This is a genomic window from Kitasatospora sp. NPDC056181 (assembly GCF_042266225.1).
GTDB lineage: Bacteria > Actinomycetota > Actinomycetes > Streptomycetales > Streptomycetaceae > Kitasatospora.
In genome coordinates, this window is record NZ_JBHJUK010000092.1 from 11829 (window position 1) to 36321 (window position 24493).

The 24493-nt window shown below is 74.1% G+C and carries 20 protein-coding genes; 13 read left to right on the forward strand and 7 right to left on the reverse strand.

Annotation, left to right across the window (positions count from 1 at the left end; all coding sequences use genetic code 11):
- Positions 1 to 11 precede the first annotated feature (11 nt).
- Positions 12 to 881, reverse strand: coding sequence for a GNAT family N-acetyltransferase (locus ACFC1F_RS28790; RefSeq protein ID WP_376162584.1), 870 nt, complete (start codon positions 879 to 881; stop codon positions 12 to 14).
- A 346-nt stretch (positions 882 to 1227) separates the two neighbouring features.
- On the opposite strand from ACFC1F_RS28790, the gene ACFC1F_RS28795 reads away from it, so the two are divergent.
- The 6 genes from ACFC1F_RS28795 to ACFC1F_RS28820 all read left to right on the forward strand — a co-directional run bounded on the left by ACFC1F_RS28795 (position 1228) and on the right by ACFC1F_RS28820 (position 7216).
- A complete protein-coding gene (locus ACFC1F_RS28795; RefSeq protein WP_376162586.1) occupies positions 1228 to 2277 on the forward strand; it encodes a RimK family alpha-L-glutamate ligase in 1050 nt (349 codons plus the stop codon).
- Entirely contained in the window at positions 2274 to 3200 is a 927-nt protein-coding gene (locus tag ACFC1F_RS28800) for a RimK family alpha-L-glutamate ligase (protein ID WP_376162587.1), read from the forward strand. Before ACFC1F_RS28795 ends, ACFC1F_RS28800 begins: the two co-directional genes overlap by 4 nt.
- A gap of 51 nt (positions 3201 to 3251) precedes the next feature.
- Complete coding sequence (locus ACFC1F_RS28805; RefSeq protein ID WP_376162589.1) at positions 3252 to 4082, forward strand: putative RNA methyltransferase; 831 nt, start codon at positions 3252 to 3254, stop codon at positions 4080 to 4082.
- Between the two features lie 252 nt (positions 4083 to 4334).
- Positions 4335 to 5729, forward strand: a complete 1395-nt coding sequence (locus ACFC1F_RS28810) for an AAA family ATPase (RefSeq protein WP_376162590.1) — start codon at positions 4335 to 4337, stop codon at positions 5727 to 5729.
- A 37-nt stretch (positions 5730 to 5766) separates the two neighbouring features.
- The gene (locus tag ACFC1F_RS28815; RefSeq protein WP_376162616.1) at positions 5767 to 6159 is read left to right on the forward strand and encodes a nucleotide pyrophosphohydrolase; all 393 of its coding nucleotides are present in this window, start codon (positions 5767 to 5769) and stop codon (positions 6157 to 6159) included.
- 277 nt (positions 6160 to 6436) lie between these two features.
- Positions 6437 to 7216, forward strand: a complete 780-nt coding sequence (locus ACFC1F_RS28820) for a DUF6099 family protein (protein ID WP_376162592.1) — start codon at positions 6437 to 6439, stop codon at positions 7214 to 7216.
- Between the two features lie 754 nt (positions 7217 to 7970).
- On the opposite strand, the gene dapD is transcribed toward ACFC1F_RS28820, so the two are convergent.
- Positions 7971 to 8960, reverse strand: a complete 990-nt coding sequence (gene dapD, locus ACFC1F_RS28825; protein WP_376162594.1) for a 2,3,4,5-tetrahydropyridine-2,6-dicarboxylate N-succinyltransferase — start codon at positions 8958 to 8960, stop codon at positions 7971 to 7973.
- 206 nt (positions 8961 to 9166) lie between these two features.
- On the opposite strand from dapD, the gene ACFC1F_RS28830 reads away from it, so the two are divergent.
- The 3 genes from ACFC1F_RS28830 to argF all read left to right on the forward strand — a co-directional run bounded on the left by ACFC1F_RS28830 (position 9167) and on the right by argF (position 14886).
- Complete coding sequence (locus tag ACFC1F_RS28830; protein ID WP_376162596.1) at positions 9167 to 10918, forward strand: 3' terminal RNA ribose 2'-O-methyltransferase Hen1; 1752 nt, start codon at positions 9167 to 9169, stop codon at positions 10916 to 10918.
- Entirely contained in the window at positions 10915 to 13626 is a 2712-nt protein-coding gene (locus ACFC1F_RS28835; protein ID WP_376162598.1) for a polynucleotide kinase-phosphatase, read from the forward strand. The genes ACFC1F_RS28830 and ACFC1F_RS28835 overlap by 4 nt, the downstream gene beginning before the upstream one ends.
- Positions 13627 to 13884: 258 nt before the next feature.
- Positions 13885 to 14886, forward strand: a complete 1002-nt coding sequence (gene argF, locus ACFC1F_RS28840) for an ornithine carbamoyltransferase (RefSeq protein WP_376162600.1) — start codon at positions 13885 to 13887, stop codon at positions 14884 to 14886.
- Between the two features lie 149 nt (positions 14887 to 15035).
- On the opposite strand, the gene ACFC1F_RS28845 is transcribed toward argF, so the two are convergent.
- The 5 genes from ACFC1F_RS28845 to ACFC1F_RS28865 all read right to left on the reverse strand — a co-directional run bounded on the left by ACFC1F_RS28845 (position 15036) and on the right by ACFC1F_RS28865 (position 18641).
- Positions 15036 to 15620 carry a superoxide dismutase family protein gene (locus tag ACFC1F_RS28845; RefSeq protein WP_376162602.1) on the reverse strand — a complete coding sequence of 195 codons (585 nt, stop codon included), beginning with the start codon at positions 15618 to 15620 and terminating at the stop codon, positions 15036 to 15038.
- Between the two features lie 148 nt (positions 15621 to 15768).
- Positions 15769 to 16185, reverse strand: a complete 417-nt coding sequence (locus tag ACFC1F_RS28850) for a type II toxin-antitoxin system VapC family toxin (protein WP_209416587.1) — start codon at positions 16183 to 16185, stop codon at positions 15769 to 15771.
- A gap of 69 nt (positions 16186 to 16254) precedes the next feature.
- The gene (locus tag ACFC1F_RS28855) at positions 16255 to 17376 is read right to left on the reverse strand and encodes a hypothetical protein (RefSeq protein ID WP_376162604.1); all 1122 of its coding nucleotides are present in this window, start codon (positions 17374 to 17376) and stop codon (positions 16255 to 16257) included.
- 167 nt (positions 17377 to 17543) lie between these two features.
- Complete coding sequence (locus ACFC1F_RS28860) at positions 17544 to 18068, reverse strand: SigE family RNA polymerase sigma factor (protein ID WP_209416585.1); 525 nt, start codon at positions 18066 to 18068, stop codon at positions 17544 to 17546.
- Positions 18069 to 18278: 210 nt separating this feature from the next.
- Entirely contained in the window at positions 18279 to 18641 is a 363-nt protein-coding gene (locus tag ACFC1F_RS28865) for a hypothetical protein (protein ID WP_376162606.1), read from the reverse strand.
- A 30-nt stretch (positions 18642 to 18671) separates the two neighbouring features.
- On the opposite strand from ACFC1F_RS28865, the gene ACFC1F_RS28870 reads away from it, so the two are divergent.
- The 4 genes from ACFC1F_RS28870 to ACFC1F_RS28885 all read left to right on the forward strand — a co-directional run bounded on the left by ACFC1F_RS28870 (position 18672) and on the right by ACFC1F_RS28885 (position 24349).
- Positions 18672 to 19823 carry a hypothetical protein gene (locus ACFC1F_RS28870; RefSeq protein WP_376162608.1) on the forward strand — a complete coding sequence of 384 codons (1152 nt, stop codon included), beginning with the start codon at positions 18672 to 18674 and terminating at the stop codon, positions 19821 to 19823.
- A complete protein-coding gene (locus ACFC1F_RS28875; RefSeq protein ID WP_153882819.1) occupies positions 19820 to 19984 on the forward strand; it encodes a hypothetical protein in 165 nt (54 codons plus the stop codon). The genes ACFC1F_RS28870 and ACFC1F_RS28875 overlap by 4 nt, the downstream gene beginning before the upstream one ends.
- 252 nt (positions 19985 to 20236) lie before the next feature.
- A complete protein-coding gene (gene acnA / locus ACFC1F_RS28880; RefSeq protein WP_376162610.1) occupies positions 20237 to 22897 on the forward strand; it encodes an aconitate hydratase AcnA in 2661 nt (886 codons plus the stop codon).
- Between the two features lie 147 nt (positions 22898 to 23044).
- Positions 23045 to 24349 carry a glycoside hydrolase family 18 protein gene (locus ACFC1F_RS28885; protein WP_376162612.1) on the forward strand — a complete coding sequence of 435 codons (1305 nt, stop codon included), beginning with the start codon at positions 23045 to 23047 and terminating at the stop codon, positions 24347 to 24349.
- Positions 24350 to 24493: the final 144 nt, after the last annotated feature.

Consider the following 24493-nt stretch of genomic DNA (forward strand, 5'->3'; position numbering starts at 1 on the left):
GGGCGGGCCGGTCACGCCCCGTTCCGGGCGGGCTCGGCGATCAGGGCCGTGGCGAACGGGCGGAAGCCGGCCCGGCGGTAGATCCGGGCGACGTCCTCGTCGGCGGCGGACAGGAACACCGTCCGCACCCCGTTGGCCCGCGCGTGCGCGACCAGCGCCGCGGTGACCGCGAGGCCGAGCCCCTGCCGGCGTGCCGACGGCAGGGTGCCGACGCCGGCCACCTCGGTGACCTGGCCGACCGGGTTGTGCTGGCCCGCGCAGAGCACCGAGCCGTCCTGGACGGCCGCGGCGAGCACGGTCCTCCCGGCGGTGATCCGCCCGGCGACCCGTGCGGCCGAGCCGTCCGCCGCCGCCTCGCGGGCCGCGACGGCCAGCTCGTCCAGCCCTGCGGTGCCCGTGGCGGTGCCCGGCTCGCCGAAGGCCAGATGCGGCACGGCCACCGCACTCGCCAGCTCCGGGGCGTCGGCGGCCAGGATCCGGACCTCCACGCCCTCGGGCGACGCCGGCGTCGCCCCGGCCGGCTCGTCGTCCGGACCGAGCACCAGCAGCGGGTGCTCGTGCACCGTCAGCCCGGCCTCCTCCACCGCCGCGCGCAGCTGCGGGTCGTGCTCGGCCACCCACTCGAAGGCCTGCGGCTGGTCCAGCTCGCGCTGGCGGGCCAGTACCCGGCGGACGTCCTCGGCGGTGGCGGCCGGGCCGGAGTGGCCGAGCGTCGGGCGGGCGTAGTACGGCCAGCCCTCGCCGTCGCGGACGAACAGGGTCAGCGGGCCGAAGTCCTCGACGCGGGCCGCGGAACGCGGCACGGCGTCGTAGTACTGCTCGATCCCGGAGAGGAGGTCGGGGAGGGCGCGGCGGGCGGCTTCAAGATCGTCAGAGGTCACGCCGTGCATCCTGGCAGGCCCGTCGTGGACCTGCCACCGTTTTGCTTCGGCGGTCGGTTTTGCTTCGGCGGTCGGTCGTCGACCCCGTCGACGGGCCGTCCGTCGCCTGCCGTTGGCCGTCGGTCGCCCGCCGTCGGTCGCCCGCCGTCGGTCGCCCCCGTCGGCCGTCCGCCTCGGCCGTCCGCCCACCGCCGGGCGGGGCCCGGGCATTTCGGACCGATTGTTGCCGAATGCTTACAGGCCGGGCGATCTTGTGTGCAGGCGCCATGGCATTCTGGGGCCTTTACAGCTCTGCCGGACGCGAACGGCGGACGTCCGCGCTGGCGAGGAGGGGGAAGACAGGCTCATGAGGCTCTGCTTTCTGGTCGAGGAGCACTACCGGCACGACGGCATGCCGCTCGACGTGGTACGCCAACTCACCGCGTGGGGACACCGGGTGGACGTGCTGCGCCCCGGGAACTCGCTGATGGCGATCTCCGAGGCCGTCCGGGCCGGAAGCCACGACGCCTGGGTGCTCAAGACCGTCTCCGGCGGCCCCGGCCTCACCCTCCTGGAGGCGGCCGCCGCCGTCGGCCTCACCACCGTCAACGACGTCCGGTCCATCCGCGGCGTCCGTGACAAGGCGCTCGCGGCGGTGATCGCGCGCACCCGCGGCCTGCCCGTCCCGGTCACCTACGCGGCGGCCCGCTGGGAACGGCTCGCGGAGATCCCCGCGTCCGAGTACCCGCTGGTGGTCAAGCCCGCCGACGGCAGCTCCGGGCGGGCCGTCCGGCTCGTCCCCACCCCCGACCACCTCGTCGGACTCGGCCCGCTGCTCGCCGGCGAGGGTCTGCTGATCGCCCAGCCCTACGTGCCCAACTCCGGTACCGACCTCAAGGTGTACTGCGTCGACGGCGAGCTGTACGCGACCGAGCGCTGCTCGCCGCTGCACCCCGGGCAGGGCGTGCGCGAGCGGCAGGTGCCGCTCCCCACCGAGGTGGCGCGCATCGCCGGGCAGGTGGGGGAGGTCTTCGGGCTCGACCTGTACGGCGTGGACGTGCTGTTCGGCCCGGACGGCCCGGTGGTCGTGGACGTCAACGACTTCCCCAGCTTCCGCCAGGTGCCGGACGCGGTGGCCCGGGTCTCCCGCGCCGTGCTGCGGCTGGCCCGCACCGGGACGGCGGTCTCGGCGCCGGCGGGCGTGTCGGCGGCTTCGGCGGTGTCGGTGCCGGCGGGCGTGTCCGCCGTCGCGGCCGTGCCGGTGCCATCGGTGCCGTCGGTGCCATCGGTGTCGTCGGCCGTCGCGGCCGTGTCGGTGCCATCGGTGCCGGAGCCGGTGCGGCTTCCCGCACAGGGCGCCGGGGTCGGCGTGGGCGGGGCCGGGTTCGTCACCGGCGGCATGGGCGGGACGATATGAGGATCGGCCTGGTCACCCCCGACCCCGGCCACCCGCTGCTCGCCGCCACCGCCGCGCTGCTGGCCCCCGACCACCGGGTCGAGACCATCGACCCCACCCCCGACGCCACCCCGCCCGCCGAGCGGATCGGCCCCGGCCCGCTGGCCGACGTCTACCTGCTCAAGGCCCGCACCCCGTACGCCCTCGCGCTCGCCCGGCACCTGGAGGAGCGCGGCGCCCCCGTCCTCAACTCGGCCGCCGCGACCGGGTTCTGCCAGGACCGCACCGCCATGGCCGACCTCGCCCACCGGGCCGGCCTGCCGTTCGCCGCCACCCGCACCGCCGCGAGCCTCACCGACCTCGCCGGCGAACTGTCCGACGCCGACTACCCGTTGGCGGTGAAGAGCCGCCACAGCCGCCGCCACGACCTCGTCGCCCGCGTCGACGGCCCCGACCGGCTGCGCGACCTCGCCGCCCAGTGGCCCGCCGAACCCGTGATCGCCCAGCCCTACCTCGCCAACACCGGATGGGACCAGAAGATCTGGGTCGTCGACGGGCAGGTCTTCTGCGAGCGCCGCCGCTCCGAACTCGCCCCCGCCGCCGCCGCCGGCCCAGCCGCCGGCCTCCCGGCCGACGGAGCCGCTGCCGGGGGCCGGTCCGGTTCCGCCGCAGGCCGGTTCGGCCCCGCCGACCTCCCCGCCGACCGCGCCGAGCTGGCCCGCCGGGTCGGCCGGGTGTTCGGCCTCGACGTCTACGGCATCGACCTGCTCGACGGCCCCGCCGAACCCGTCATCGTCGACATCAACGCCTTCCCCGGCATCCGCGGCCAGGCCGGCGCTCCCGAAGCACTCGCCGCGCTCGCCCTGCGCACCGCCCGGACCGGCGGCGGCACCCCCCGCCTGCCCGGCCAGCGGGATGCGCAGCCGCGCACCACCGGTCGTTAGGCTTGCCCTTCCGGCCGGACCGCACGACCGGATGGCGAGAGAAGACGGACGTTGCTGCAGGACATCGAGCCCTACCTGGCCTGCCCGCACTGCGCGCAGGCCCTCACCCCCGAGGGACGCACCCTGCGCTGCCCCGGCGGGCACAGCTTCGACATCGCCAAGCAGGGCTACGTCAGCCTGCTCGCCGGTGACGCCCACACCGGCACCGGCGACACCGCCGACATGGTCGCCGCCCGCAGCGACTTCCTCGCCGCCGGCCACTACCGCCCGATCGCCGCCGCCCTCGCCGACGCGGCCTCGGCCGCCTCGCCCGAGGGCCTCGTCGCCGACCTCGGCGCCGGCACCGGCCACTACCTCGCCCACGTCCTGGACGCCCTGCCCGGCCGGCCCGGCGCCGCCCTCGACATCTCCAAGTACGCGCTGCGCCGCGCCGCCAAGGCCCACCCCCGGATCGGCGCCGTCGTCTGCGACGCCTGGCGCCCGCTGCCGCTGCTGGACGGCGCCGCCGGCCTCGTCCTCAACGTCTTCGCCCCGCGCAACGGCCCCGAGATCCGCCGCGTCCTGTGCCCCGGCGGCACCCTGCTGTTGGTCTCGCCCACCCCGCGCCACCTGCGCGAACTCGTCGCCGGGCTTGGACTGCTCTCGGTCGACGAGGAAAAGCAGCGCCGGATCGACGAGAAGCTCGGCCCCCACCTCACACCGGCCGGGCGGCAGGAGGTCGAGTTCACCATGCGGCTCGCCGCCGCCGACGTCCGCACCGTCGTCGGCATGGGCCCGAGCGCCTGGCACACCGATCCGCAGCGGCTGGCCGCCCGGCTCGCCGAACTGCCCGACCCGGTCGAGGTGACCGCCTCCGTGACGGTTGCCGCCTACCGGCGGTGAGCTGCCGGGGGCGGGGCCGAGCCGGCGCTGGCCGAGGCTGAGCCGCCGGAGGCCGGGGACGCGCTGCCGGAGGCGGGCCGAGCCGGCGGGGCGGGGAGGCCGCGGGCTGAGGCCGAGCTGCCGGGAGCCGGAGGCCGGGGACGAGCGGGGCGTTCCGGGGTGGCGTCCGCTGCGGGGACCGCTCACCTCGTTGGGATGAATCTGCTGAGCAGGCACGTTTCTGCCGCGAGGACGGCGGCTAACGTCCGACGGGTGAACCGCGACGCCACCCGGCCCGCCGTGCCGGCCCACCCCCAGCAGCGCACCTCGGACCCCGGACGGCCGCCCGCACAGCGCCCCACCGTGGAGGAACTCCGGCTCACCTCGTTCAAGTCCTACCGGCGCGCCACCCTGCCGCTCGCGCCCCTCACCGTGCTGCACGGACCGGCCGGTGTGGGCAAGTCCAACGCCCTCGACGCCCTCGCCGTCCTCTCCCGCCTCGCCCTCGGCGAGGAGATCACCGACTCCCTCGACGGCCTCCCCGGTCGGCGCGGCCCGCTCGCCACCGCCGTCCGCGGCGGCCTGGCCGGCTGCGTGCCGCACGGCCGCAACGCCCTCATCCTCGGCTGCACCGTCCGCTCCTGCGACGGGCCGATCGGCCTCGAAGTCGTCATCCGCACCGACGGCCCCGTCCGGATCGCCCGCGAACAGCTCACCCTCGACGGCCGGACCCTCGTCGAAACCGGCGAGCAGGACCTCCGGAACCGACGGATCAACGTCAGCTGGCACAACGACACCCGGCAGGGCGACATCCGCGCGCCCTTCACCAGCACCACCCTGATCACCGCGCAGATCCCGCTGCGCGTCGCCGGCTCCTCGCCCGGCGAACGCAAGGTGCTCACCGCCGCGGAGCACCTGCTCACCGCGTTGCGCGAGGTCTTCCCCGTCCATCCCGTGCCCGCCCTGATGCGCGACTGGGCCCGCCCCGACCCGCAGGCCAGGCTGCTCAGCACCGCCGCCAACATCTCCGCCGTCATCGCCCGGCTCAGCAACGAGTGCGCCCGCCGCTACGGCCAGCTGCTCCGCGTCGTACAGTCCGCCGCCCCGCACCCCCTGCTCGGACTCGACCTCGCCCGCCGCGGCACCGGGGCCGGCGAACGCGTCCTCGTCGTCTTCGACGAAGGCGTCCTCGGCCGCACCGGAGCCGACCAGGCCTCCGACGGCATGCTGCGCCACCTCGCGTTCGCCGCCGTGCTGCTCACCGGCGCCGACGTCCTGGACCTGGACGTGGCCACCGAGGTGCCCTGGGCGCGCCGACAGCTCACCGTGCTCGCCGAGGACCTCGGGGCCGGGCTCGGCACCGAGCAGACCGCCTCGCTGCTGCGACTGGCCCGCGACATGTCCGGGCGCCACCAGCTGCGGATGCTCGGCGCGTTGCAGGAGCCGGCCGCGGCCCGGGAGGCGCTCGGCGGGGCCGGCGAGCTGCCGCCCGGGGTCGCGCTGGTCGAGTGCCGGCGCGACCCCGGCTCCGGGCACTCCGTGCTGCGGACCGAGACGGCGCGGGTGCCGGCCCAGGGCGGCGCACGGGGCGCCGGGGCGGTCGTGCCGGGTGCCGTACCCGTTGCGGGGGCTGCGACTGCGGATGCGGTAGACGTGGAGGGTGAGTGAACGAGTCACGGGCCCGGCGGGCCCGACCCTGGAGAGCCTGCGGCAGCGGTTGACGGACTTCGCCGCGGCACGCGGCTGGGAGCCCTTCCACACGCCGAAGAACCTGGCGGCGGCGCTGAGCGTGGAGGCCGGCGAGCTGCTGGAGATCTTCCAGTGGCTCACGCCCGAGCAGGCCGCGTCGGTGATGTCCGAGCCCGACGACGCACACCGGGTGCGGGACGAGGTGGCCGACGTCCTCGCCTACCTGTTGCAGTTCTGCACGGCGGTCGGCGTGGACCCGCTGACCGCCCTGGCCGCGAAGATCGAGCGCAACGAGCTGCGCTTCCCGGTGCCCGGCGCGGGGCGTGGGACAGCGGCGGGGCGTGGGACAGGGGCGGGGGAGGGGCTCGTGGAGGAGTCGGGGGAGGGAGCCGGGGGAGAACGAGGGTGACCGGCCGGCCGGGGAACGGCCCGGGGAACAGCCCCGGCAACGGCCCGGGGAACGGCCCCGGCAACAGCCCGGGGAACGGCTCGGCGTCAAGCAGGACGTGAGCGAATAACCCTTGTGAGGGACGGAAGTTATCCACACCCCCCCGGGTTGTCCACAGGTTCTGAGGAGACGGCTGCGCCCGTCCGTCCTGGGGCGCACGCTTTCGCCGTGACCAGGTGTCCACGCGGTCGAGCGGCCGCGCGGACACCGCGAGAACGCGCGGAAGGGGTGGCGGCCGATGGAGGCGCTACGACTGATCAAGACGGCCCGGCACGCCCTGGCCGAGGCCAGGAACGTGCCGGACGTGCTGGCCGAGGCGCGGCAGGCTGCGCTGCTCACCGAGGCGGTGGGCGCCCGGCTGGCCGAGCTGGACGACGGTGAGCTGGCCGGTCTCGGCCAGCAGCTTGCCGAGGCCAGCAGCCATGCGGCCGGGTGCCTGGACCACTCCTCGGGGGACTCGTCCGCGCTCCTGGGGCTGGGTGTCGGCGGACGGGCCGGGCGGCTCACCGAAATCGGGGCGCTCCCCCCGGTGCTGGCCGAACTCGGGGCGCTGCTACGGGACGTCGGCGAGACGCTGGTGGTGCTGGCCTGCGGCGCGGACACCGAGAGCCTGTACTGGACGTGCATCGACGGGGTCGACGCCGGCGCCGACTGCAAGGACCTCGTCGCCCGGCTGGGTCAGGCGGTCCGGCAGGCGGCCGGGGAGTACGAGCGGGAGCAGGCGGAGCCCGCGGTGACCGGCCCGCCGTCGAAGCCTCAGGCGTCCGAGGAGGATAGGCCGTTACTCGTGCTCAGGCTCGGCCCGCCGCCCGGCCGGTCGGAGGCCCGGGCCCCGGACGACTGCAGCTCCGCGAGGTCCGCGGTCACCGAGGTGAGCAGTTCCTGCAGCTGTTCCAACAGGCTCTTCGGAATGGCCGGCACGGCCGACGCGTCGGGTGCCGGATGCTGCTGCACGGCGGGTGCCTCGGACCAGGGTTCGGACATGAGCGGACCTCTTCGGATCGGTAGTGCGGTGTGAAGCGGCTGGCGGTGGCTCGGCGGCCTGGGCGGCACGGCGCGCGGTACCGCGCCACCGGGGCAGGGGCCCCCGCCGCTGCAACCAACGAACCGCCCGATACCGGGTCACCGGCCACCACCCAATGCGGTCCAACTCCCGTGGCCGGTAAGCCTCTCGGGTGATCCGGGCTTGCCGCCGGCCGACCGCCTCGGCTAGGCGGCGGGCGGGCGGAGGTGCGCCGCGCGGAGTGCCGGCGGCGTGCTGTGCGGAGGGGCCATCGGTGAGCGCTCACCGATGGGCCACCGGTGGAGGGCGTTGGGCTGCTCGGCACCGGCCTGCCCGGTGCTGGGCCGCTCCGGGACGGGCCTGTCCAGCTCCGGGGTGGCTCGGGGCACGCCTGCCCCGGTGCCGGGCCGCTCCGGGGCGGGCCTCCAGGGGCCGACCGATCCGGGCACCTCCCCGTGGCAGGCCTACCGCGGTGGGCGGTGGGCGGTGGGCGGCGTGTGGCGCGCGGTGGGCGGTGGGCGGTGCGCGGCGTGTGGCGCGCGGTGGGCGGCGTGTGGCGCGCGGTGGGCGGCGTGTGGCGCGCGGCCTGTGGTGTGTTGTGCGCGGCGACGGGCCAGCGGCGAGTGGCAAGCGGGAGAGGGGTGGGGGAGGGGGTGGGGGGAGGGGCCCCCGAAGAACGGCGAAGCGAAACGCGAACCCCCACCGCAAACACCGGGCCCCCGGCGCCGTCACGGCACCGGGGGCCCGAAAACCTCAAGCGTGAAGGAGGTCAGTTGTGGGCGTGCAGCTCGGCGTTCAGGCCGCCCCACGAGCCGGAGCGGGCGATGACCTCGACGGCGCCGGTCTGGGAGTTGCGGCGGAAGAGGAGGTTGTCCTGGCCGGACAGCTCGACGGCCTTGGCGACCTTGCCGTCCGGGGTGGTGACCCGGGTCCCGGCGGTGACGTAGAGCCCGGCCTCGACCACGCAGTCGCTGCCGAGCGAGATGCCGATGCCGGCGTTGGCGCCGAGCAGGCAGCGCTCGCCGACCGAGACGACCTGCTTGCCGCCGCCGGACAGCGTGCCCATGATCGAGGCGCCGCCGCCGATGTCGCTGTGGTCGCCCACCACGACGCCGGCGCTGATCCGGCCCTCGACCATCGAGGTGCCGAGGGTGCCGGCGTTGAAGTTGACGAAGCCCTCGTGCATCACGGTCGTGCCCGGGGCGAGGTGCGCGCCGAGGCGGACGCGGTCCGCGTGGGCGATGCGCACGCCCGAGGGGGCGACGTAGTCGGTCATCCGCGGGAACTTGTCGATCCCGTACACGGCGAGCTGGCCGCCCTGGACGCGGACCGCGAGGCGGGCCTGCTCGACCTTGTCCACCTGCACCGGGCCGATGCTGGTCCACGCCACGTTGGCGAGCAGACCGAAGAGGCCGTCGAGGTTCTGGCCGTGCGGCCGCACCAGGCGGTGGCTCAGCAGGTGCAGGCGCAGGTAGGCGTCGTGCGCGTCGATCGGCTTCTCGTCCAGCGAGGCGATCGTGGTGCGCACGGCGACCACCTCGACGCCGCGGCGGGCGTCGGTGCGCAGCGCCTCGGCCGTGCCGGCGCCCAGTTCGGCCTCGGCCTGCTCGGCGGTCAGGCGGACGGTGCCGGCCGGGCCGGGTTCGGCGGCCAGCGCGGGAGCGGGGTACCAGGTGTCGAGGATGGTGCCGTCGGCGGCGATGGTGGCCAGACCTGCGGCGACGGCGCCGTTTGCGAGGGAGGTGGATTCTGCAGTCACATCGTGCACGTTAACGAATACGGGCCGCCGGTGCCGAACACGCTCACCGGGCGGACACGGGGCCGGGCGCGACCGCCGGAGCCGTGCGAACGGCAGACGCGGGTCGGGTGCCGGGCTCGCGTGAGGCCGGTGCCGGGTCGGCTGCACGGCCGGGCCGGGGCAAAACCCGGTGCTCAGCGGGCAGGTCCTGGGCAATACTCGGGCGGGTGTTCATGTCGATCTCCACCACAGGCACTGCCGGGAGCCCGGCCACCGACCTGGGTTTCCTGCTGCACAAGCACCCGGGCAAGGTCCAGCAGTTCTCCACGTCGCACGGCGAGGCGCACGTCTTCTACCCGGAGGCCGGCGACGAGGCGTGCACGGCCGCGTTGCTGCTCGACGTCGACCCCATCGCGCTGGTCCGCAAGGGCCGGGGCAAGGGTCGCGGCGGCTCGCCGGACTTCGCCCTCGCCCAGTACGTCAACGACCGCCCCTACGCGGCGTCCTCGCTGCTCGCGGTGGCGTTGCGGACGGTGTTCCGGACGGCGATGAAGGGCGTCTGCGAGGCCCGCCCCGGGCTGGTGGACGTCCTCCGGCCGCTTCGGATCGTACTGCCCGCCGTGCCGGCCAACGGCGCCGGCGACGGCGGCGGTGTCGCGATGGCGGGCCGGCTCTTCGAGCCGCTGGGCTGGCGGGTCGAGGCATCAGCGATCCCCCTGGACGAGGCGTTCCCCGAGTGGGGCGAGTCCCGTTATGTCCGGCTGGAGCTGTCCGCCACGGAGGTCCGGCTCGCGGACGCGCTCCAGCAGCTGTACGTACTGCTCCCGGTGCTGGACGGTGCCAAGCACTACTGGGTCGCCCCGGACGAGGTCGACAAGCTGCTCGCCGCCGGCGAGGGCTGGCTGGCGGACCACCCCGAGCAGGCCCTGATCGCGCGCCGCTACCTGTCCCGGCGCTGGACGCTCACCCGGCGGGCGATGGAGCGGTTGGAGCTGGCCCGGCTGGCGGAGGCCGACGACCGCGAGGTCGAGGAGATCGACAACGCGGTCGACGACACCGCCGAGGAGACCGGGCCGCAGGAGACGGAGTCGCAGGAGACTGCGCTGCAGGGGACGGCGTCGCCGGAGCAGCCCGCCGGGGAGCGGAAGCCATCCCTGGCCGAGCAGCGCCGTACGGCGATCCTGGCCGCGCTGGCCGAGACCGGGGCGGCCCGGGTGGCCGACCTCGGCTGCGGCCAGGGCGAGTTGATCGGCAGCCTGCTCAAGGACGCCCGGATCACCGAGGTGCTCGGCGTGGACGTGTCCGCCCGGGCGCTGTCGGCGGCCGCGCGCAAGCTGCGGCTGGAGCGGATGACGGAGCGCCAGGCGGCCAGGGTCAAGCTGGTCCAGGGCGCGCTGACGTACACGGACGCGCGGCTCAAGGGCTTTGACGCGGCCGTGCTCTCCGAGGTGATCGAGCATCTGGACCTGCCCCGGCTGCCGGCGCTGGAGTACGCCGTGTTCGGGGCGGCCCGTCCGGCGGCGGTGGTCGTCACGACGCCGAACGTCGAGTACAACGTCCGCTGGGAGAGCCTGCCGGCCGGTCACGTCCGGCACGCCGACCACCGCTTCGAGTGGGACCGGGCCGAGTTCCGGGCGTGGGCCGTCCAGGTCGCGGAGGCGTACGGCTACACGGTGGTGATCCGCCCGGTCGGCCCGGAGGACGACGAGGTGGGCGCGCCGACCCAGCTCGCGCTGTTCCGCATAGGCACGCCGCCCGTGCCCACGACCACCGTCGCGACCCACCCCGGCACCGCCGGGACCGCCGACGTGACAGCCACCGAGGTGACAACCGCCGACGTGACAGCCACCGAGGTGACAACCGCCGACGTGACAGCCACCGAGGTGACAACCGCCGACGTGACAACCACCGAGGTGACAACCACCGACGTGACGGCCGCCGAATCCACCACGACGCCCGAAGGGGGCGAGACCCGATGACCGACGACGCACAGTCCCCGAAGCTCACCACGGACGCCCCCACCACGGACGCCCCCGCCCCGGACGCCGAAGCCCCCAAGGCCGAGGTCCCCAACGCCGAGGCCCCCAGGAGCGAGACCCCGGTCACCAGCGCCAAGCCCCGCCGCCTCCCCGTCACCGACGTGTCCCTCGTCGTCCTGATCGGCACCAGCGGCGCGGGCAAGTCCAGCTTCGCCCGCAAGCACTTCCTCCCCACCCAGGTGATCTCCTCCGACTTCTGCCGCGGCCTGGTGGCGGACGACGAGAACGACCAGTCCGCCTCCGCCGAGGCCTTCGACGTGCTGCACTACATCGTCGGCAAGCGCCTCGCCGCCGGCCGGCTGACCGTCGTGGACGCCACCAACGTGCAGCCGGAGGCCCGCAAGCAGCTGGTCCGGATCGCCCGGGAACACGACGTACTGCCCATCGCGATCGTGCTGGACGTCCCGCCGGGCGTCTGCGCCGAGCGGAACAGGACGCGCCCGGACCGGCAGCTGCCGGCCCACGTGATCCCGCGCCAGAACCGCGAGCTGCGCCGGTCCCTGCGCGGTCTGGAGCGCGAGGGCTTCCGCAAGGTGCACATCCTGCGCGGGGAGGCGGAGGTCGAGGCCGCCGAGATCGTGCCGGAGAAGCGGTTCAACGACCTGCGCCACCTCACCGGCCCGTTCGACATCGTCGGCGACATCCACGGCTGCCGCTCCGAGCTGGAGACCCTGCTCGCCCGTCTCGGCTACGTGCTGACCAGGGACGACGCCGGCCGCCCGGTGGACGCCGCGCACCCCGCGGGCCGCACCGCCGTCTTCGTCGGCGACCTGGTCGACCGCGGCCCCGACACGCCGGGCGTGCTGCGCCTGGTGATGGGCATGGTGGCGGCCGGGCACGCGGTCTGCGTACCGGGCAACCACGAGAACAAGCTCGGCCGGGCGATGGACGGCAAGAAGGTCACCGTCTCGCACGGCCTCCAGGAGTCGCTGGACCAGCTGGCGGGGGAGTCGGAGGAGTTCCGCGCCGAGGTCCGGGCCTTCATGCGCGGCCTGGTCAGCCACTACCTGCTGGACGGCGGCGCCCTGGTGGTCTGCCACGCGGGTCTGCCGGAGAGGTACCACGGCCGGGCCTCCGGCCGGGTGCGCTCGCACGCGCTGTACGGGGACACCACCGGCGAGACCGACGAGTACGGCCTGCCGGTGCGCTACCCGTGGGCGGAGGAGTACCGGGGCAAGGCGCTGGTGGTCTACGGGCACACCCCGGTGCCGGTGGCGAGCTTCCTCAACAACACCATCTGCCTGGACACCGGCTGCGTCTTCGGCGGCAGCCTCACCGCGCTGCGCTACCCGGAGCGGGAACTGGTGAGCGTGGAGGCCGAGCAGGAGTGGTACGCGCCGGTGCGCCCGATGCACACGGACGCGCCGGGTGCCCGCGAGGGCCGGCCGCTGGACCTCGCCGACGTGGCGGGCCGCCGGGTGGTGGAGACGTCGTTGCACGGCCGGGTCGCCGTTCGGGAGGAGAACGCGGCGGCCGCGCTGGAGGTGATGAGCCGGTTCGCCATCGACCCGCGGCTGCTCGCCTACCTTCCGCCGACCATGGCGCCGAGCGCGACCTCACGCCGCCCCGGCTACCTCGAACACCCGGAGGAGGCCTTCTTCGCCTACCGCGAGGACGGCGTCCGGCAGGTGATCTGCGAGGAGAAGCACATGGGCTCCCGCGCGGTGGTGCTGGTGGCCCGGGACGAATCGGCGCTGGAGAAGCGGTTCGGCCTGCCCGGGCCGGGTGCGATCTGGACCCGGACCGGCCGGGCGTTCCTCGGTGACGACGAGCTGACCGCCGCGGTCCTGGGGCGGCTGCGGGCCGCCGCCGAGCGCTCGGGGCTCTTCGACGAGCTGGGCACCGGCTGGCTGCTGCTGGACGCCGAGCTGATGCCGTGGTCGCTCAAGGCCGCCGAGCTGCTGCGCCGCCAGTACGCGGCGGTCGGGGCGGCGGCGGGCGCGGCGCTGCCGGAGGTGCTGGCCGCGCTGGAGCAGGCGGCCGGGCGCGGGCTGGACCTCGCCGGGCTGACGGAGCGCCAGCGTCGGCGCGCCGTCGACGCGCAGGCGTTCACCGAGGCGTACCGGCGGTACTGCTGGCCGACGGAGGGCCTGTCGGGGATCCGGCTGGCGCCGTTCCAGGTGCTCGCCGCCGAGGGGGTGAACCTGGCGGTGCGCCCGCACGACGAGCACCTCGCCTGGATCGACGGGCTGGTCGGGGCCGACCACGCGGCCGAGCCGCAGGCGCCGGTGCTGCACCGGACCGGCCGGCTGGTGGTGGACACCACCGACGAGGCGTCGGTGGCCGCGGGCGTGGCCTGGTGGGAGGAGCTGACCGCGGCCGGTGGCGAGGGCATGGTGGTCAAGCCGCTGGCGTCGCTGGTCCGCGGCAAGGCGGGGGAGGGGCGCCCGGGCGGGCTGATCCAGCCGGGTGTGAAGGTCCGTGGCCGCGAGTACCTGCGGATCATCTACGGTCCGGACTACACCCACTACCTTGACCAGCTGCGTCAGCGCTTCCTCGGGCACAAGCGCTCGCTGGCGCTGCGCGAGTACGCGCTCGGCCTGGAGGCGCTGGACCGGCTGGCGGCGGGTGAGCCGCTGTGGCGGGTGCACGAGCCGGTGTTCGCGGTGCTGGCGCTGGAGTCGGAGCCCGTCGACCCGCGTCTCTAGGCGCGAGGGCCTGCGAGCCCGGGCGTCCGGGCCCGCAGGCCCCCGGCCCGGGCGTCTTCGGGCCCGCGAGGCCTGGAGACGCCCGGGGGCTCTCAGGTGGCGGCCGCACGCGACGTGGACGGAGCGGGCTCCGCGGAAACCCCGCGGGGCCCGGCACACCCCCGTGCCGGACCGCTCCGCGACGCTTTGCATATAAATTCCGGGCGTCGTATACAATTGCTGCTTCCCGTTCCCGCCCCCGACACCCAGGAGCCCGGCATGGCGTTCAACCTCCGGAACAGGCACTTCCTCAAGGAGCTCGACTTCACGCCCCAGGAGTTCCGTTTCCTGGTGGACCTGGCCGCCCAGCTCAAGGCGGCGAAGTACGCGGGCACCGAGCAGCCCCGGCTGCGCGGCAAGAACATCGCGCTGATCTTCGAGAAGACCTCCACCCGGACGCGCTGTGCCTTCGAGGTCGCCGCCCACGACCAGGGCGCCACCACCACCTACCTCGACCCGGCCGGCTCGCAGATCGGCCACAAGGAGTCCATCAAGGACACCGCCCGGGTGCTCGGCCGGATGTTCGACGGCATCGAGTACCGGGGGCACGGCCAGGAGATCGTCGAGGAGCTGGCCGAGTACGCCGGCGTGCCGGTCTGGAACGGCCTCACCGACGAGTGGCACCCCACCCAGATGCTCGCCGACGTGCTGACCGTCCGGGAGCACACCACCAAGCCGCTCACCGAGGTGGCCCTCGCCTACCTCGGGGACGCCCGCTCCAACATGGGCAACTCGCTGCTGGTCACCGGCGCGCTGCTCGGCATGGACATCCGCATCGTCGCGCCGCGCGCCCTCTGGCCCGCCGAGGACGTGCAGAAGGCGGCGCAGGACCTGGCCGCGACCACCGGCGCCCGGATCACCCTGACCGAGGACGTGGACGCGGGCGTGGCCGGCGCCGACTTCCTCTACACCGACGTCTGGGTCTCGATGGGCGAGCCCAAGGAGGTCTGGGCCGAGCGGATCGCGCTGCTCAAGCCGTACCAGGTGTCGATGGACACCGTCCGGGCCACCGGAAACCCCGGTGTGAAGTTCCTGCACTGCCTGCCGGCCTTCCACGACCTCGGCACGGTGGTCGGGCGGCAGATGCACGAGGCGACCGGGATGAGCGAGCTGGAGTGCACCGACGAGCTCTTCGAGTCGGCGCACTCCGTCGTCTTCGACCAGGCGGAGAACCGCCTGCACACCATCAAGGCCGTCCTGGTCGCCACCCTCGGGGCCTGAGCCGGACCACGTCTCACAACCCCGCGACCCAGCAGCCCCGACCCCGCAACCCGGCGACCCCGCAGCCCCGACCCGCAGCCCCGACCCGCTGCCCGATCCGCTGCCCGATCCGCCGGCCGACCTTGCCGCCCGACCCGCCGGCCGGGGCGTCACGGCGCCAGCTTCACGCAGGCCGCCCGGTCACCCGCCGCGTGCCGGCCGGCCGGGTCGCCCGCGTGCAGCACCAGCGAGCGGGCCTCGCCCGGCCGGGGCTGCCAGGCCACCGTGGCGGCCGCGGTGCCGCCGCCCCGGTGGTCGGTGCGCAGCGTCAGCCGCAGCTCGTTGCGGTCGTTGGCGTACGCGGGGTCGGTGGACGGCCGGGCCGGGTCCACGGCGTCCTGGTAGTGCGGGCCGGACGCGGCGGGGTCGGCCCCGCAGGATCCGGTGTGCAGGTGTACCGGGAAGGTGTGGTCGGCGGCGAGCCCGGCCGCGGTCAGCGTCAGCACCGTCCGACCCGGCACGGTGCGGTCGACCACCACGCGGACGTGCGAGCCGTACGGCACCAGGTCCGGCGCGTGGCTGATCGCGGTCGGCGGCACGAAGGCCGTCGCCGGGTCGAAGTCGGCCTCGACGACCGAGACCGGCGCATCCGCGGTGGCCACTGCACCGGAGGCGCCCGGCGCCGCCGCGGCCGGTACCGAGGCGGGCGTCAACAGGGCGAGCGGGAGCAGGGCGGCGGCGAGCGGAGCTGACATCGGGGGACCTTCCGAAGGGGGTGCGGCGGACGCCCTGCTCAACGTCTCCGGGCCCCTACCGGACACTCCCGCGCCGGACGCCCCGCCGGACACCCCGCTCACCCCCGTGCCGGCCCCCTCCTCCGGAGGCCCTCCTGGCGGGCCGGGGTCACCCCGTCCGGCGGTGGGCCCCCTGGATCCCCCGGATCTCGCAGCGCGGCCCGCTCGCCCGCATCAGCCGCAGGTCCGCCGTGACCAGCGGCACCCCGTACTGCTCGGCGACCGCGACGTACGCGGCGTCGTCCGGCGTGAGGTTGTCCTTGAGCTCCCAGATCCGGCCGAGCAGCGGCGCCACCTCGACCTTGCGGATCGCCAACCCGGGGAGCCGCGCGGCGAGTTCACCGACCCTTTCGGCGGTCAACTCCTTGGCCAGGTAGAGGCCGCGCAGCGACTGCATCACCTCGATGACGATGTGCTCGGGGGCCACCCACTCGCCGCCCGTGTCGAGTTCGGCCCGGGCCGCGGCCCCGCGCTCGCCCTCGTCGGCCAGCGCGAGTACCAGTGCGGACGCGTCCACCACGATCATCAGTCGGCCCCCGGCCTGTCCCAGCGTGTCAACTCACCGGCCACCGTACCCGGGCGGGCCGCCACCGGTTCAACCGGCGGTGGCCGAGCGTGACGCCGACGCCGAGCGTGACGCCGATGCCGAGCGAGATCCCGATGTCGAAGCCGATGCCGAGGTCGAGGCCGACGCCGTTGGTGCCGAGCCGCCGGGGCCGGGCTGGTCCCGGCCGGGCGAGGAGTCGCGGAACGGCCGGATCGTCCGGTCCGCCTGGTCGGCCCGCTCCGGCGTGATCCACTCCTGGAGGCCCTGGACGGTCACCGCGGCCTTCAACTGCTCCAGGCTGAGGGGCAGCTCGCGCAGATCGCTGATCACGCCGCCGGAGAACTCCGTCAGGGTGATCCGGTTGTTGTCCTTGCTCAGCAGGTCGGCGGTGCGGGAGCGGTAGCCGTCGGACGTGCTCTCGGTCAGCATCAGGGTGCTGCCGTCGGGGAGCTTCCCGACCTCGCAGTGGGTGTTGCTCCGGGCGGCCCTGGCCTTCTCGCAGTTGTAACGGTCGTCGTAGCCGATGATGTACGGGTCACGGCCGGGGCCGGGCGGGTAGGACCCGGGCCGGAACAGCGCGCCGAGCCCGCCTTCGAACTCGACTCTGACCTGGACGGGCCCCTTGCCGTCGTCGTAGCTGAGCTCGCCGGTGGTCCGCACGTCGAGCAGCTCCGGACCCGTCCAGCCGACCGGGCTGTGGTAGCCGGCGTAGCCGCCGGTCGCGCCGCTCCTCGGCAGGCCCTCGACCACGGCCAGGACGGCCGCGTGGCCGGTGAGGGCGACCTTTCCGGCGTTGGCCCCGGTTCCGGAGTACCGCTTCTCGGGGCCGTCGTCGGCCCGCGGGTCCCGGGTGGAGGTTTCGCGGGGCTTCATGGTGGGCGGGGCGGCGGACGGTGAGGCCGACGCGGTGGCGGACGGCGACGCGGTCCCGTTCGCCGCCACGGTGGTGGAACGGGAGCCGCTCCCCGGCTGCAGGGCGACGGCGCCGCCGACGGCCAGCACGGCGACGGCGGCGACCGCGCCGGTCACGGCGGCGCGGCGGCGGCGCCGGATCGACCGGCCGCGCTCGGCGGCGCCGGCGACCAGCGCCCCCAGCTCCGGTCCGACGCCGTCCATCGCCCGGTCGAAGGTGGTGGACAGCCGTCGGCCGTCGGATTCCAGCTCGTCCATGCTCCTGGTTCCTTCCAGCTGAGTGTGGTGACGAAAAATCCGGGTGGTGCGGCACCCCGCCGCTACCGGGCGGTGCGGCCCCTTGCCATTACCGGGCGGCGCCGCACCCCGCCGGTACCGCCGATGCCGCTGATCCCCCGAGCGCGGCGGGTCGGTCCGGCGGCGGGTCAGGACGCGGCGAGCCGGTCCGAGCCCTGCGGCCCCAGGACGGCGCGCAGCCGGCCGAGGGCACGCAGCGCCTGGCTGCGCACCGCGCCCGCGCTGACGCCGAGTTCGGCCGCGGTCTCCTCGACGCTGCGGTCCTCCCAGTAGCGCAGGACGAGTACGGCCCGGTCCCTCGGCGGCAGTTCGGCCAGGGCCGCGAGGAGGGTGACCCGGAGCGCCGGGTCTCCCTCGGGGGCGATGCCCTCGGGCAGGTCGCCGAGCGCGGGCTGTTCGGCGCTGCGCCGCAGCCGCCGGTGGGAGAGGTAGCTGCGGACGAGCACGCTGCGGGCGTAGGCGTCCTGGTTCTCCGCGCGGCGGACCTTGGCCCAGGCGGCGTAGAGCTTGGCGAGCGTGACCTGGGTGAGGTCCTCGGCCAGGTGCCAGTCGCCGCAGAGCAGCAGGGCAGTCCGGAAGAGGTGGTGCCCCCGGCTGTAGGCGAAGGTCTCGAACTCCGCGGACTCCTCGGCCCGTCGCGCCTTACCGATCACCGCTGTCCCCCGAAAACCGTCTCGTGGTGGCCTGTTCGCCGCCTGCCCCCGGTAAGACGCCTGAGCCGGACCGCCGCGTTACGACCGCGCCCGAACAGGAATCGCAGGAGAAGGACCACGCGAGAGGAATCGCAGGGGGACCCGTCCGAGCGGACCCGCCCGACAAGCACCGCACGCACCGCGCGCACCGCACGCACCGCGGAGCGGCGGTCACCACCGTCCCGAGGCCAGCAGCCCGGCCAGCACCGAGGCCGCGTTGGCCGTGCCGGAGGCCGCCCAGGGCAGCGGTCCGCGCAGGCCCGTTCCGGCGAGTGGCCGCAACAGCGCCGCCTCAACCGCGCACACCGCGGCTTCGCCCAGCCCGAAGGCGGTCCAGTACGCTGCGGCGGATCCGGTGGACCGGGCCGCGCCGTGGCCGAGGAACCACCAGAGCAGCGGGTGCGTCGCCAGGTTGACCAGGACGGCGGCCGCCGCCGCACGGGCCGGGCGGACGCTGCCGGCCCGGGTGAGGGCGGCGGTGTAGAGCGGTACCTCGACCAGCAGGGTGAGGGCGAGGGCCATGGGATAGGGCACGGCGGGGATCGTGCCACGAGGAGGGGGAGCGTGGCCATCGCCACCGTGGAGGGGACGGTCGCGGGGCCCGTCGCCGGTCCGGCCGTCCGGCTGGGCGTCGCGCCCTCGGCCGGGTTCGCGCTGGCGGCGGCGCTGGCGCTGGCCCTGGCACTGCGCGCACCGACGGGGCTGGCGGTGCTCGGCCTGGCCGTGTTCGGGGTGCTGCACAACGTGCTGGAGCTGCGCTACGTGGCCGGCCGGTTCGCGGCCGTGCTGGCCGGTCCGCTGCTGCGGCTGCTGCTCGTCCTGGTGACCGGCATCGTGTTCTGCCGCCTGGTGCCGCCCTCGCTGGTGCCGCACCCGGTGGCCCAGGGCGCGGAGATCCTGCTGGCGTACGGGCTGCTGGCGGCGGCCTGCTGGTCCGCGCTGCGCCGTCGCCCGTTGCTGCTGGCCGGGAGCGGGGCGGTGCTGGCGGTGGCGACGGCGGGCTCGCTGGCGTTCCCGGCGTACCACTTCGTGGTGCTGGCGCACCTGCACAACGTGGTGCCGCTGCTGTTCCTGTGGGAGTGGTCGCGCCGGTTGGTGCGGGGCCGGGCGGCGTTCCTGGCGCTGCAGTGCGGCTGGGTGCTGCTGGTGCCGGGGCTGCTGCTGTCCGGGGCACTGGACGGCTGGCTGTCGGCGGGGGCGGGCTGGTCGGGCTGGACGGCGAAGCTGACGGCGGCGTACACCCCGCCGGGTTGGCTGACGCCCGGGGTGGGGCTGCGCTTCCTGGCGGTGTTCGCCTTCCTCCAGTCGATGCACTACGTGGTCTGGGTCTGGTTCCTGCCGAGGTACGCGCCGGACGCGACCGGGGCGTTCGAGCAGCGGCTGCCGGCGTTGCGCGGCGGGCGGGCCTGGCTGCTGGGCCTGCTGGCAGGCGGCCTGCTGGCGGTGCTGTTCGCGGCGGACTACGCGCAGGGCCGGACGACGTACGCGGCGCTGGCCAGCTACCACGCCTACCTGGAGTTCCCGGTCCTGCTCATGCTCGTCCTCGGCCTGGGACAGGCCCCGGCCGCCCCGGCCACGCCACTGACCGGGCCCGCCCCGACCACCCCACTGACCGGGCCCGCCCCGACCGCCCCGGCCACCCCACCGGCCGGACACGCCCCGGCCGCCCCGGCCACCCCACCGATCCGACACACCCGACCCGAGGAGACCTCATGACCGCAAGCACCGCCACCGCCCTGCTGGCCGACGTCGCGCCCGAGCCCACCGGCTCCGGCGGCAGTCTGGTCGCCGTGCTGCTGGTGGCCGCCGCCGTGGTGGCGGGGGCCGTCTGGCTGATCCGGCTGGAGCGCAGGAAGCGCGGTCCTGGCGGGGAGTGACGCCCCCCGACGAGCGCCGGGCCGGTCGCTCGCGGTAGGACAGTCTTCGGGGCATGCCTGCGGTGGTGTCCGCAGCGCCATGCACTATGGTTTATCTCGACATCGAGATAACTGCCCCTTACGATATATCTCGACATCAAGATACTTGCCGAGAGGCGCTCACCGGCGATGCGGGCAAGGTCAGCCTAAGTAAGGCTGACCTTACCACCGTGGCGGCCGGCTACCGCACGAAGCACCTAGAAGGAGTCAGTCGTGTCCGCGAACAGCTTCGACGCCCGCAGCTCGCTGCAGGTGGGCGACGAGTCGTACGAGATCTTCAAGCTCTCCGCCGTCGAGGGTTCCGAGCGGCTGCCGTACAGCCTCAAGGTGCTGCTGGAGAACCTGCTCCGCACGGAGGACGGCGCGAACATCACCGCCGACCACATCCGCGCCCTCGGCAACTGGGACGCCACCGCCCAGCCGAGCCAGGAGATCCAGTTCACCCCGGCCCGCGTGATCATGCAGGACTTCACCGGCGTGCCGTGCGTGGTCGACCTCGCCACCATGCGCGAGGCCGTCAAGGAGCTGGGCGGCGACCCGGCCAAGATCAACCCGCTGGCCCCGGCCGAGCTGGTCATCGACCACTCCGTCATCGCCGACAAGTTCGGCACCCCGGACGCCTTCGTCCAGAACGTCGAGATCGAGTACGGCCGCAACAAGGAGCGCTACCAGTTCCTGCGCTGGGGCCAGACCGCGTTCGACGAGTTCAAGGTCGTCCCGCCGGGCACCGGCATCGTCCACCAGGTGAACATCGAGCACCTGGCCCGCACGGTCATGGTCCGCGGCGGCCAGGCCTACCCGGACACCTGCGTCGGCACCGACTCGCACACCACCATGGTCAACGGCCTGGGCGTGCTGGGCTGGGGCGTCGGCGGCATCGAGGCCGAGGCCGCGATGCTGGGCCAGCCGGTCTCCATGCTGATCCCGCGCGTGGTCGGCTTCAAGCTCAACGGCCAGCTGCCGGCCGGCACCACCGCCACCGACCTGGTGCTCACCATCACCGAGATGCTGCGCAAGCACGGTGTGGTCGGCAAGTTCGTCGAGTTCTACGGCGAGGGCGTCACCGCGATCCCGCTGGCCAACCGCGCCACCATCGGCAACATGTCGCCGGAGTTCGGCTCGACCTGCGCGATCTTCCCGATCGACGCCGAGACCATCAACTACCTGAAGCTCACCGGCCGTGACGAGCAGCAGCTCGCCCTGGTCGAGGCGTACGCCAAGGAGCAGGGCCTCTGGCACGACCCGTCGGTCGAGCCGGTCTACTCCGAGTACCTGGAGCTGGACGTCTCCACCGTCGTCCCGTCGATCTCCGGCCCGAAGCGCCCGCAGGACCGCGTGATCCTGGCCGAGGCCGCCGAGAAGTTCGCCGAGGCGCTGCCGACGTACTCCGCCGAGGCCTCGAAGCCGACCGCCGTCACCGCCCCCGACGGCTCGTCCTACGAGATCGACAACGGCGCGGTCGTGATCGCCTCGATCACCTCCTGCACCAACACCTCCAACCCCTCCGTCATGCTGGGCGCCGCCCTGCTGGCGAAGAAGGCCGTGGAGAAGGGCCTCACGGTCAAGCCGTGGGTCAAGACCACCCTGGCCCCCGGGTCCAAGGTCGTCATGGACTACTACGAGAAGGCCGGCCTCCTCCCGTACATGGAGAAGCTGGGCTTCAACCTGGTCGGCTACGGCTGCGTCACCTGCATCGGCAACTCGGGCCCGCTGCCCGAGGAGGTCTCGGCCGCCGTCAACGCGTCCGACCTCGCGGTCGTCTCGGTGCTCTCCGGCAACCGCAACTTCGAGGGCCGGATCAACCCCGACGTCAAGATGAACTACCTGGCCTCCCCGCCGCTGGTGGTCGCCTACGCCCTCGCCGGCAACATGAACGTCGACATCACCAAGGACGCCCTGGGCCAGGACGCCGACGGCAACGACGTCTTCCTCGCCGACATCTGGCCGTCCGAGCAGGAGGTCGCCGACACCGTCGCCGGCTCCATCGACGAGGCCATGTTCGACAAGGGCTACCAGGACGTCTTCGCCGGTGACCACCGCTGGCAGTCGCTCCCGGTCCCGACCGGCAACACCTTCGAGTGGGACGCCGAGTCCACCTACGTCCGCAAGCCCCCGTACTTCGAGGGCATGGCCAAGACCCCGAGCCCGGTGACCGACATCACCGGCGCCCGCGTCCTGGCCAAGCTGGGCGACTCGGTCACCACCGACCACATCTCCCCGGCCGGCAACATCAAGCCCGGCACCCCGGCGGCGCAGTACCTGACCGCCAACGGCGTGGAGAAGCGCGACTTCAACTCGTACGGCTCGCGCCGTGGCAACCACGAGGTGATGATCCGCGGCACCTTCGCCAACATCCGCCTGCGCAACCAGATCGCGCCGGGCACCGAGGGCGGCTACACCCGCGACTTCACCCAGGCCGACGCGCCGGTGTCGTTCATCTACGACGCCTCGCAGAACTACCAGGCCGCCGGCATCCCGCTGGTCGTCCTGGCCGGCAAGGAGTACGGCTCCGGCTCGTCCCGCGACTGGGCCGCCAAGGGCACCGCGCTGCTGGGCGTCAAGGCCGTCATCGCCGAGTCCTACGAGCGCATCCACCGCTCGAACCTGATCGGCATGGGCGTCCTGCCGCTGCAGTTCCCGGAGGGCCGGAACGCCGAGTCCCTCGGCCTGACCGGCGAGGAGACCTTCTCCTTCACCGGTGTGACCGAGCTCAACGAGGGCCGCACCCCGGCGACCGTCAAGGTCAAGGCCGTCGGCGCGGACGGGGCCGTCACCGAGTTCGACGCGGTCGTGCGCATCGACACCCCCGGTGAGGCGGACTACTACCGCAACGGCGGCATCCTGCAGTACGTGCTGCGCAGCCTGATCGGCTGAACCAGGCAGTAGCGCCAAGAGGCCGGACCGCGTCCACGCGGTCCGGCCTCTTGTATGTCCGCACTGAATGGACTAAACCTCTGTTTCAGCTTGGTCCAGACCACTTGATGCTGACTCAGAGAAAGCCGCGGGTCTTCTCGTATGCGCATGCTCAGTCGTACCGCAGCCCTCCTCGCCGCCGTCACGGTGGCCACCGCCATCGCCGCCCCCACGGCGTCCGCCCACGACCGCGGCCACGGCCCGAAGCTGAAGGGGCAGCGGGTCGGCTACTTCACCCAGTGGGGCGCCGAGAGCTCCGCGAAGCGGGTGCAGGAGTCCGGCCAGGCCGGCAGGCTCACCGTGATCAACTACGCCTTCGGCAACGTCTCCGCCGACGGCACCTGCTTCGAGTCCAACGAGTCCGGCCAGGGCGACGCGCTGAGCGACTACCAGCGCCCGTACGGCGCCGAGCAGTCGGTGGACGGCGTGGCCGACAGCGCCGGCCAGAGGCTCAAGGGCAACTTCAACCAGCTGCGCAAGCTCAAGGCGAAGAACCCGCAGCTGAGGACGGTGATCTCGCTCGGCGGCTGGAGCTGGTCCAAGTACTTCTCGGACGCGGCCGCCACCGAGGAGTCCCGCAGGAAGTTCGTCTCCTCCTGCATCGACCTGTACATCAAGGGCGACCTGCCGCGGCTCGCCGGTTCCCCGGAGGGCGGCGCCGGTGCCGGCGCGGGCGTCTTCGACGGCATCGACATCGACTGGGAGTACCCCGGCGGCGGCGGTGACGCGGGCAACGTCGTGCGCCCCGAGGACGGCCGCAACTACACCCTGCTGATGCAGGAGTTCCGCCGGCAGCTGGACGGGCTGAGCGGCCGCAAGGGCCCGCACTACCTGCTGACCGCGGCCGTCGCGGCCAACGAGACCGTCGCCGACCGGCTGGAGCTGCCGCAGCTCGCCCGCTCGGTCGACTTCCTCAACCTGATGACCTACGACCTGCACGGCCCGTGGGAGGGCAAGGGCCCGACCAACCACCACGCCAACCTCTACTCCGACCCGGCCGACCCGGAGCCGCGCCGGCGCAGCGCGGACAAGGCCGTCGAGCACTACGTCGAGCGCGGCCTGCCGTCCGAACAGCTCGTGCTCGGCGTGCCGTTCTACGCCCACGGCTGGACCGGCGTGCCGGCCGGCGACCGGGGCGGCCTGTACCAGCCGGCCACCGCCGCGACCGGCGACCTCAGCTACCGGGAGGTCGCCGCGCAGCCCGGCACGGTGTACACCGACCGCGACCACGGCGCGAGCTGGAAGTACGACGGCACCACGTTCTGGAGCTACGACACCCCCGAGGTGATCACCCAGAAGGCCCGCTACGCCCGGTGGAACGACCTGGGCGGCGTGATGGTCTGGGCGCTGGACGGCGACGACGCCAAGGGCACGATGGTCGCCGCCATCGACCGCGGCCTCCAGCGCGGCTGACCGCGGGAGGCACCGGCCGCAGAACGGCGCAGGGCCCGCCGCGATCGCTCGGACGCTGTTGGTCAATCCCAGGGGCTTGACGACTTCGCCCCGTCGAGCTGTTGCTCGACGGGGCGAAGTCGTGCGAAGTGGCTCGTGCGTGTG

Excerpts from the sequence above, each read along its gene's own strand:
- ACFC1F_RS28795 (WP_376162586.1), top strand. The coding sequence starts at position 1,228 with ATGAGGCTCTGCTTTCTGGTCGAGGAGCACTACCGGCACGACGGCATG.
- ACFC1F_RS28800 (WP_376162587.1), top strand. The coding sequence starts at position 2,274 with ATGAGGATCGGCCTGGTCACCCCCGACCCCGGCCACCCGCTGCTCGCC.
- ACFC1F_RS28820 (WP_376162592.1), top strand. The coding sequence starts at position 6,437 with ATGGAGGCGCTACGACTGATCAAGACGGCCCGGCACGCCCTGGCCGAG.
- ACFC1F_RS28835 (WP_376162598.1), top strand. The coding sequence starts at position 10,915 with ATGACCGACGACGCACAGTCCCCGAAGCTCACCACGGACGCCCCCACC.
- argF (WP_376162600.1), top strand. The coding sequence starts at position 13,885 with ATGGCGTTCAACCTCCGGAACAGGCACTTCCTCAAGGAGCTCGACTTC.
- ACFC1F_RS28845 (WP_376162602.1), bottom strand. The coding sequence starts at position 15,620 with ATGTCAGCTCCGCTCGCCGCCGCCCTGCTCCCGCTCGCCCTGTTGACG.
- ACFC1F_RS28850 (WP_209416587.1), bottom strand. The coding sequence starts at position 16,185 with ATGATCGTGGTGGACGCGTCCGCACTGGTACTCGCGCTGGCCGACGAG.
- ACFC1F_RS28855 (WP_376162604.1), bottom strand. The coding sequence starts at position 17,376 with ATGGACGAGCTGGAATCCGACGGCCGACGGCTGTCCACCACCTTCGAC.
- ACFC1F_RS28875 (WP_153882819.1), top strand. The coding sequence starts at position 19,820 with ATGACCGCAAGCACCGCCACCGCCCTGCTGGCCGACGTCGCGCCCGAG.
- ACFC1F_RS28885 (WP_376162612.1), top strand. The coding sequence starts at position 23,045 with ATGCTCAGTCGTACCGCAGCCCTCCTCGCCGCCGTCACGGTGGCCACC.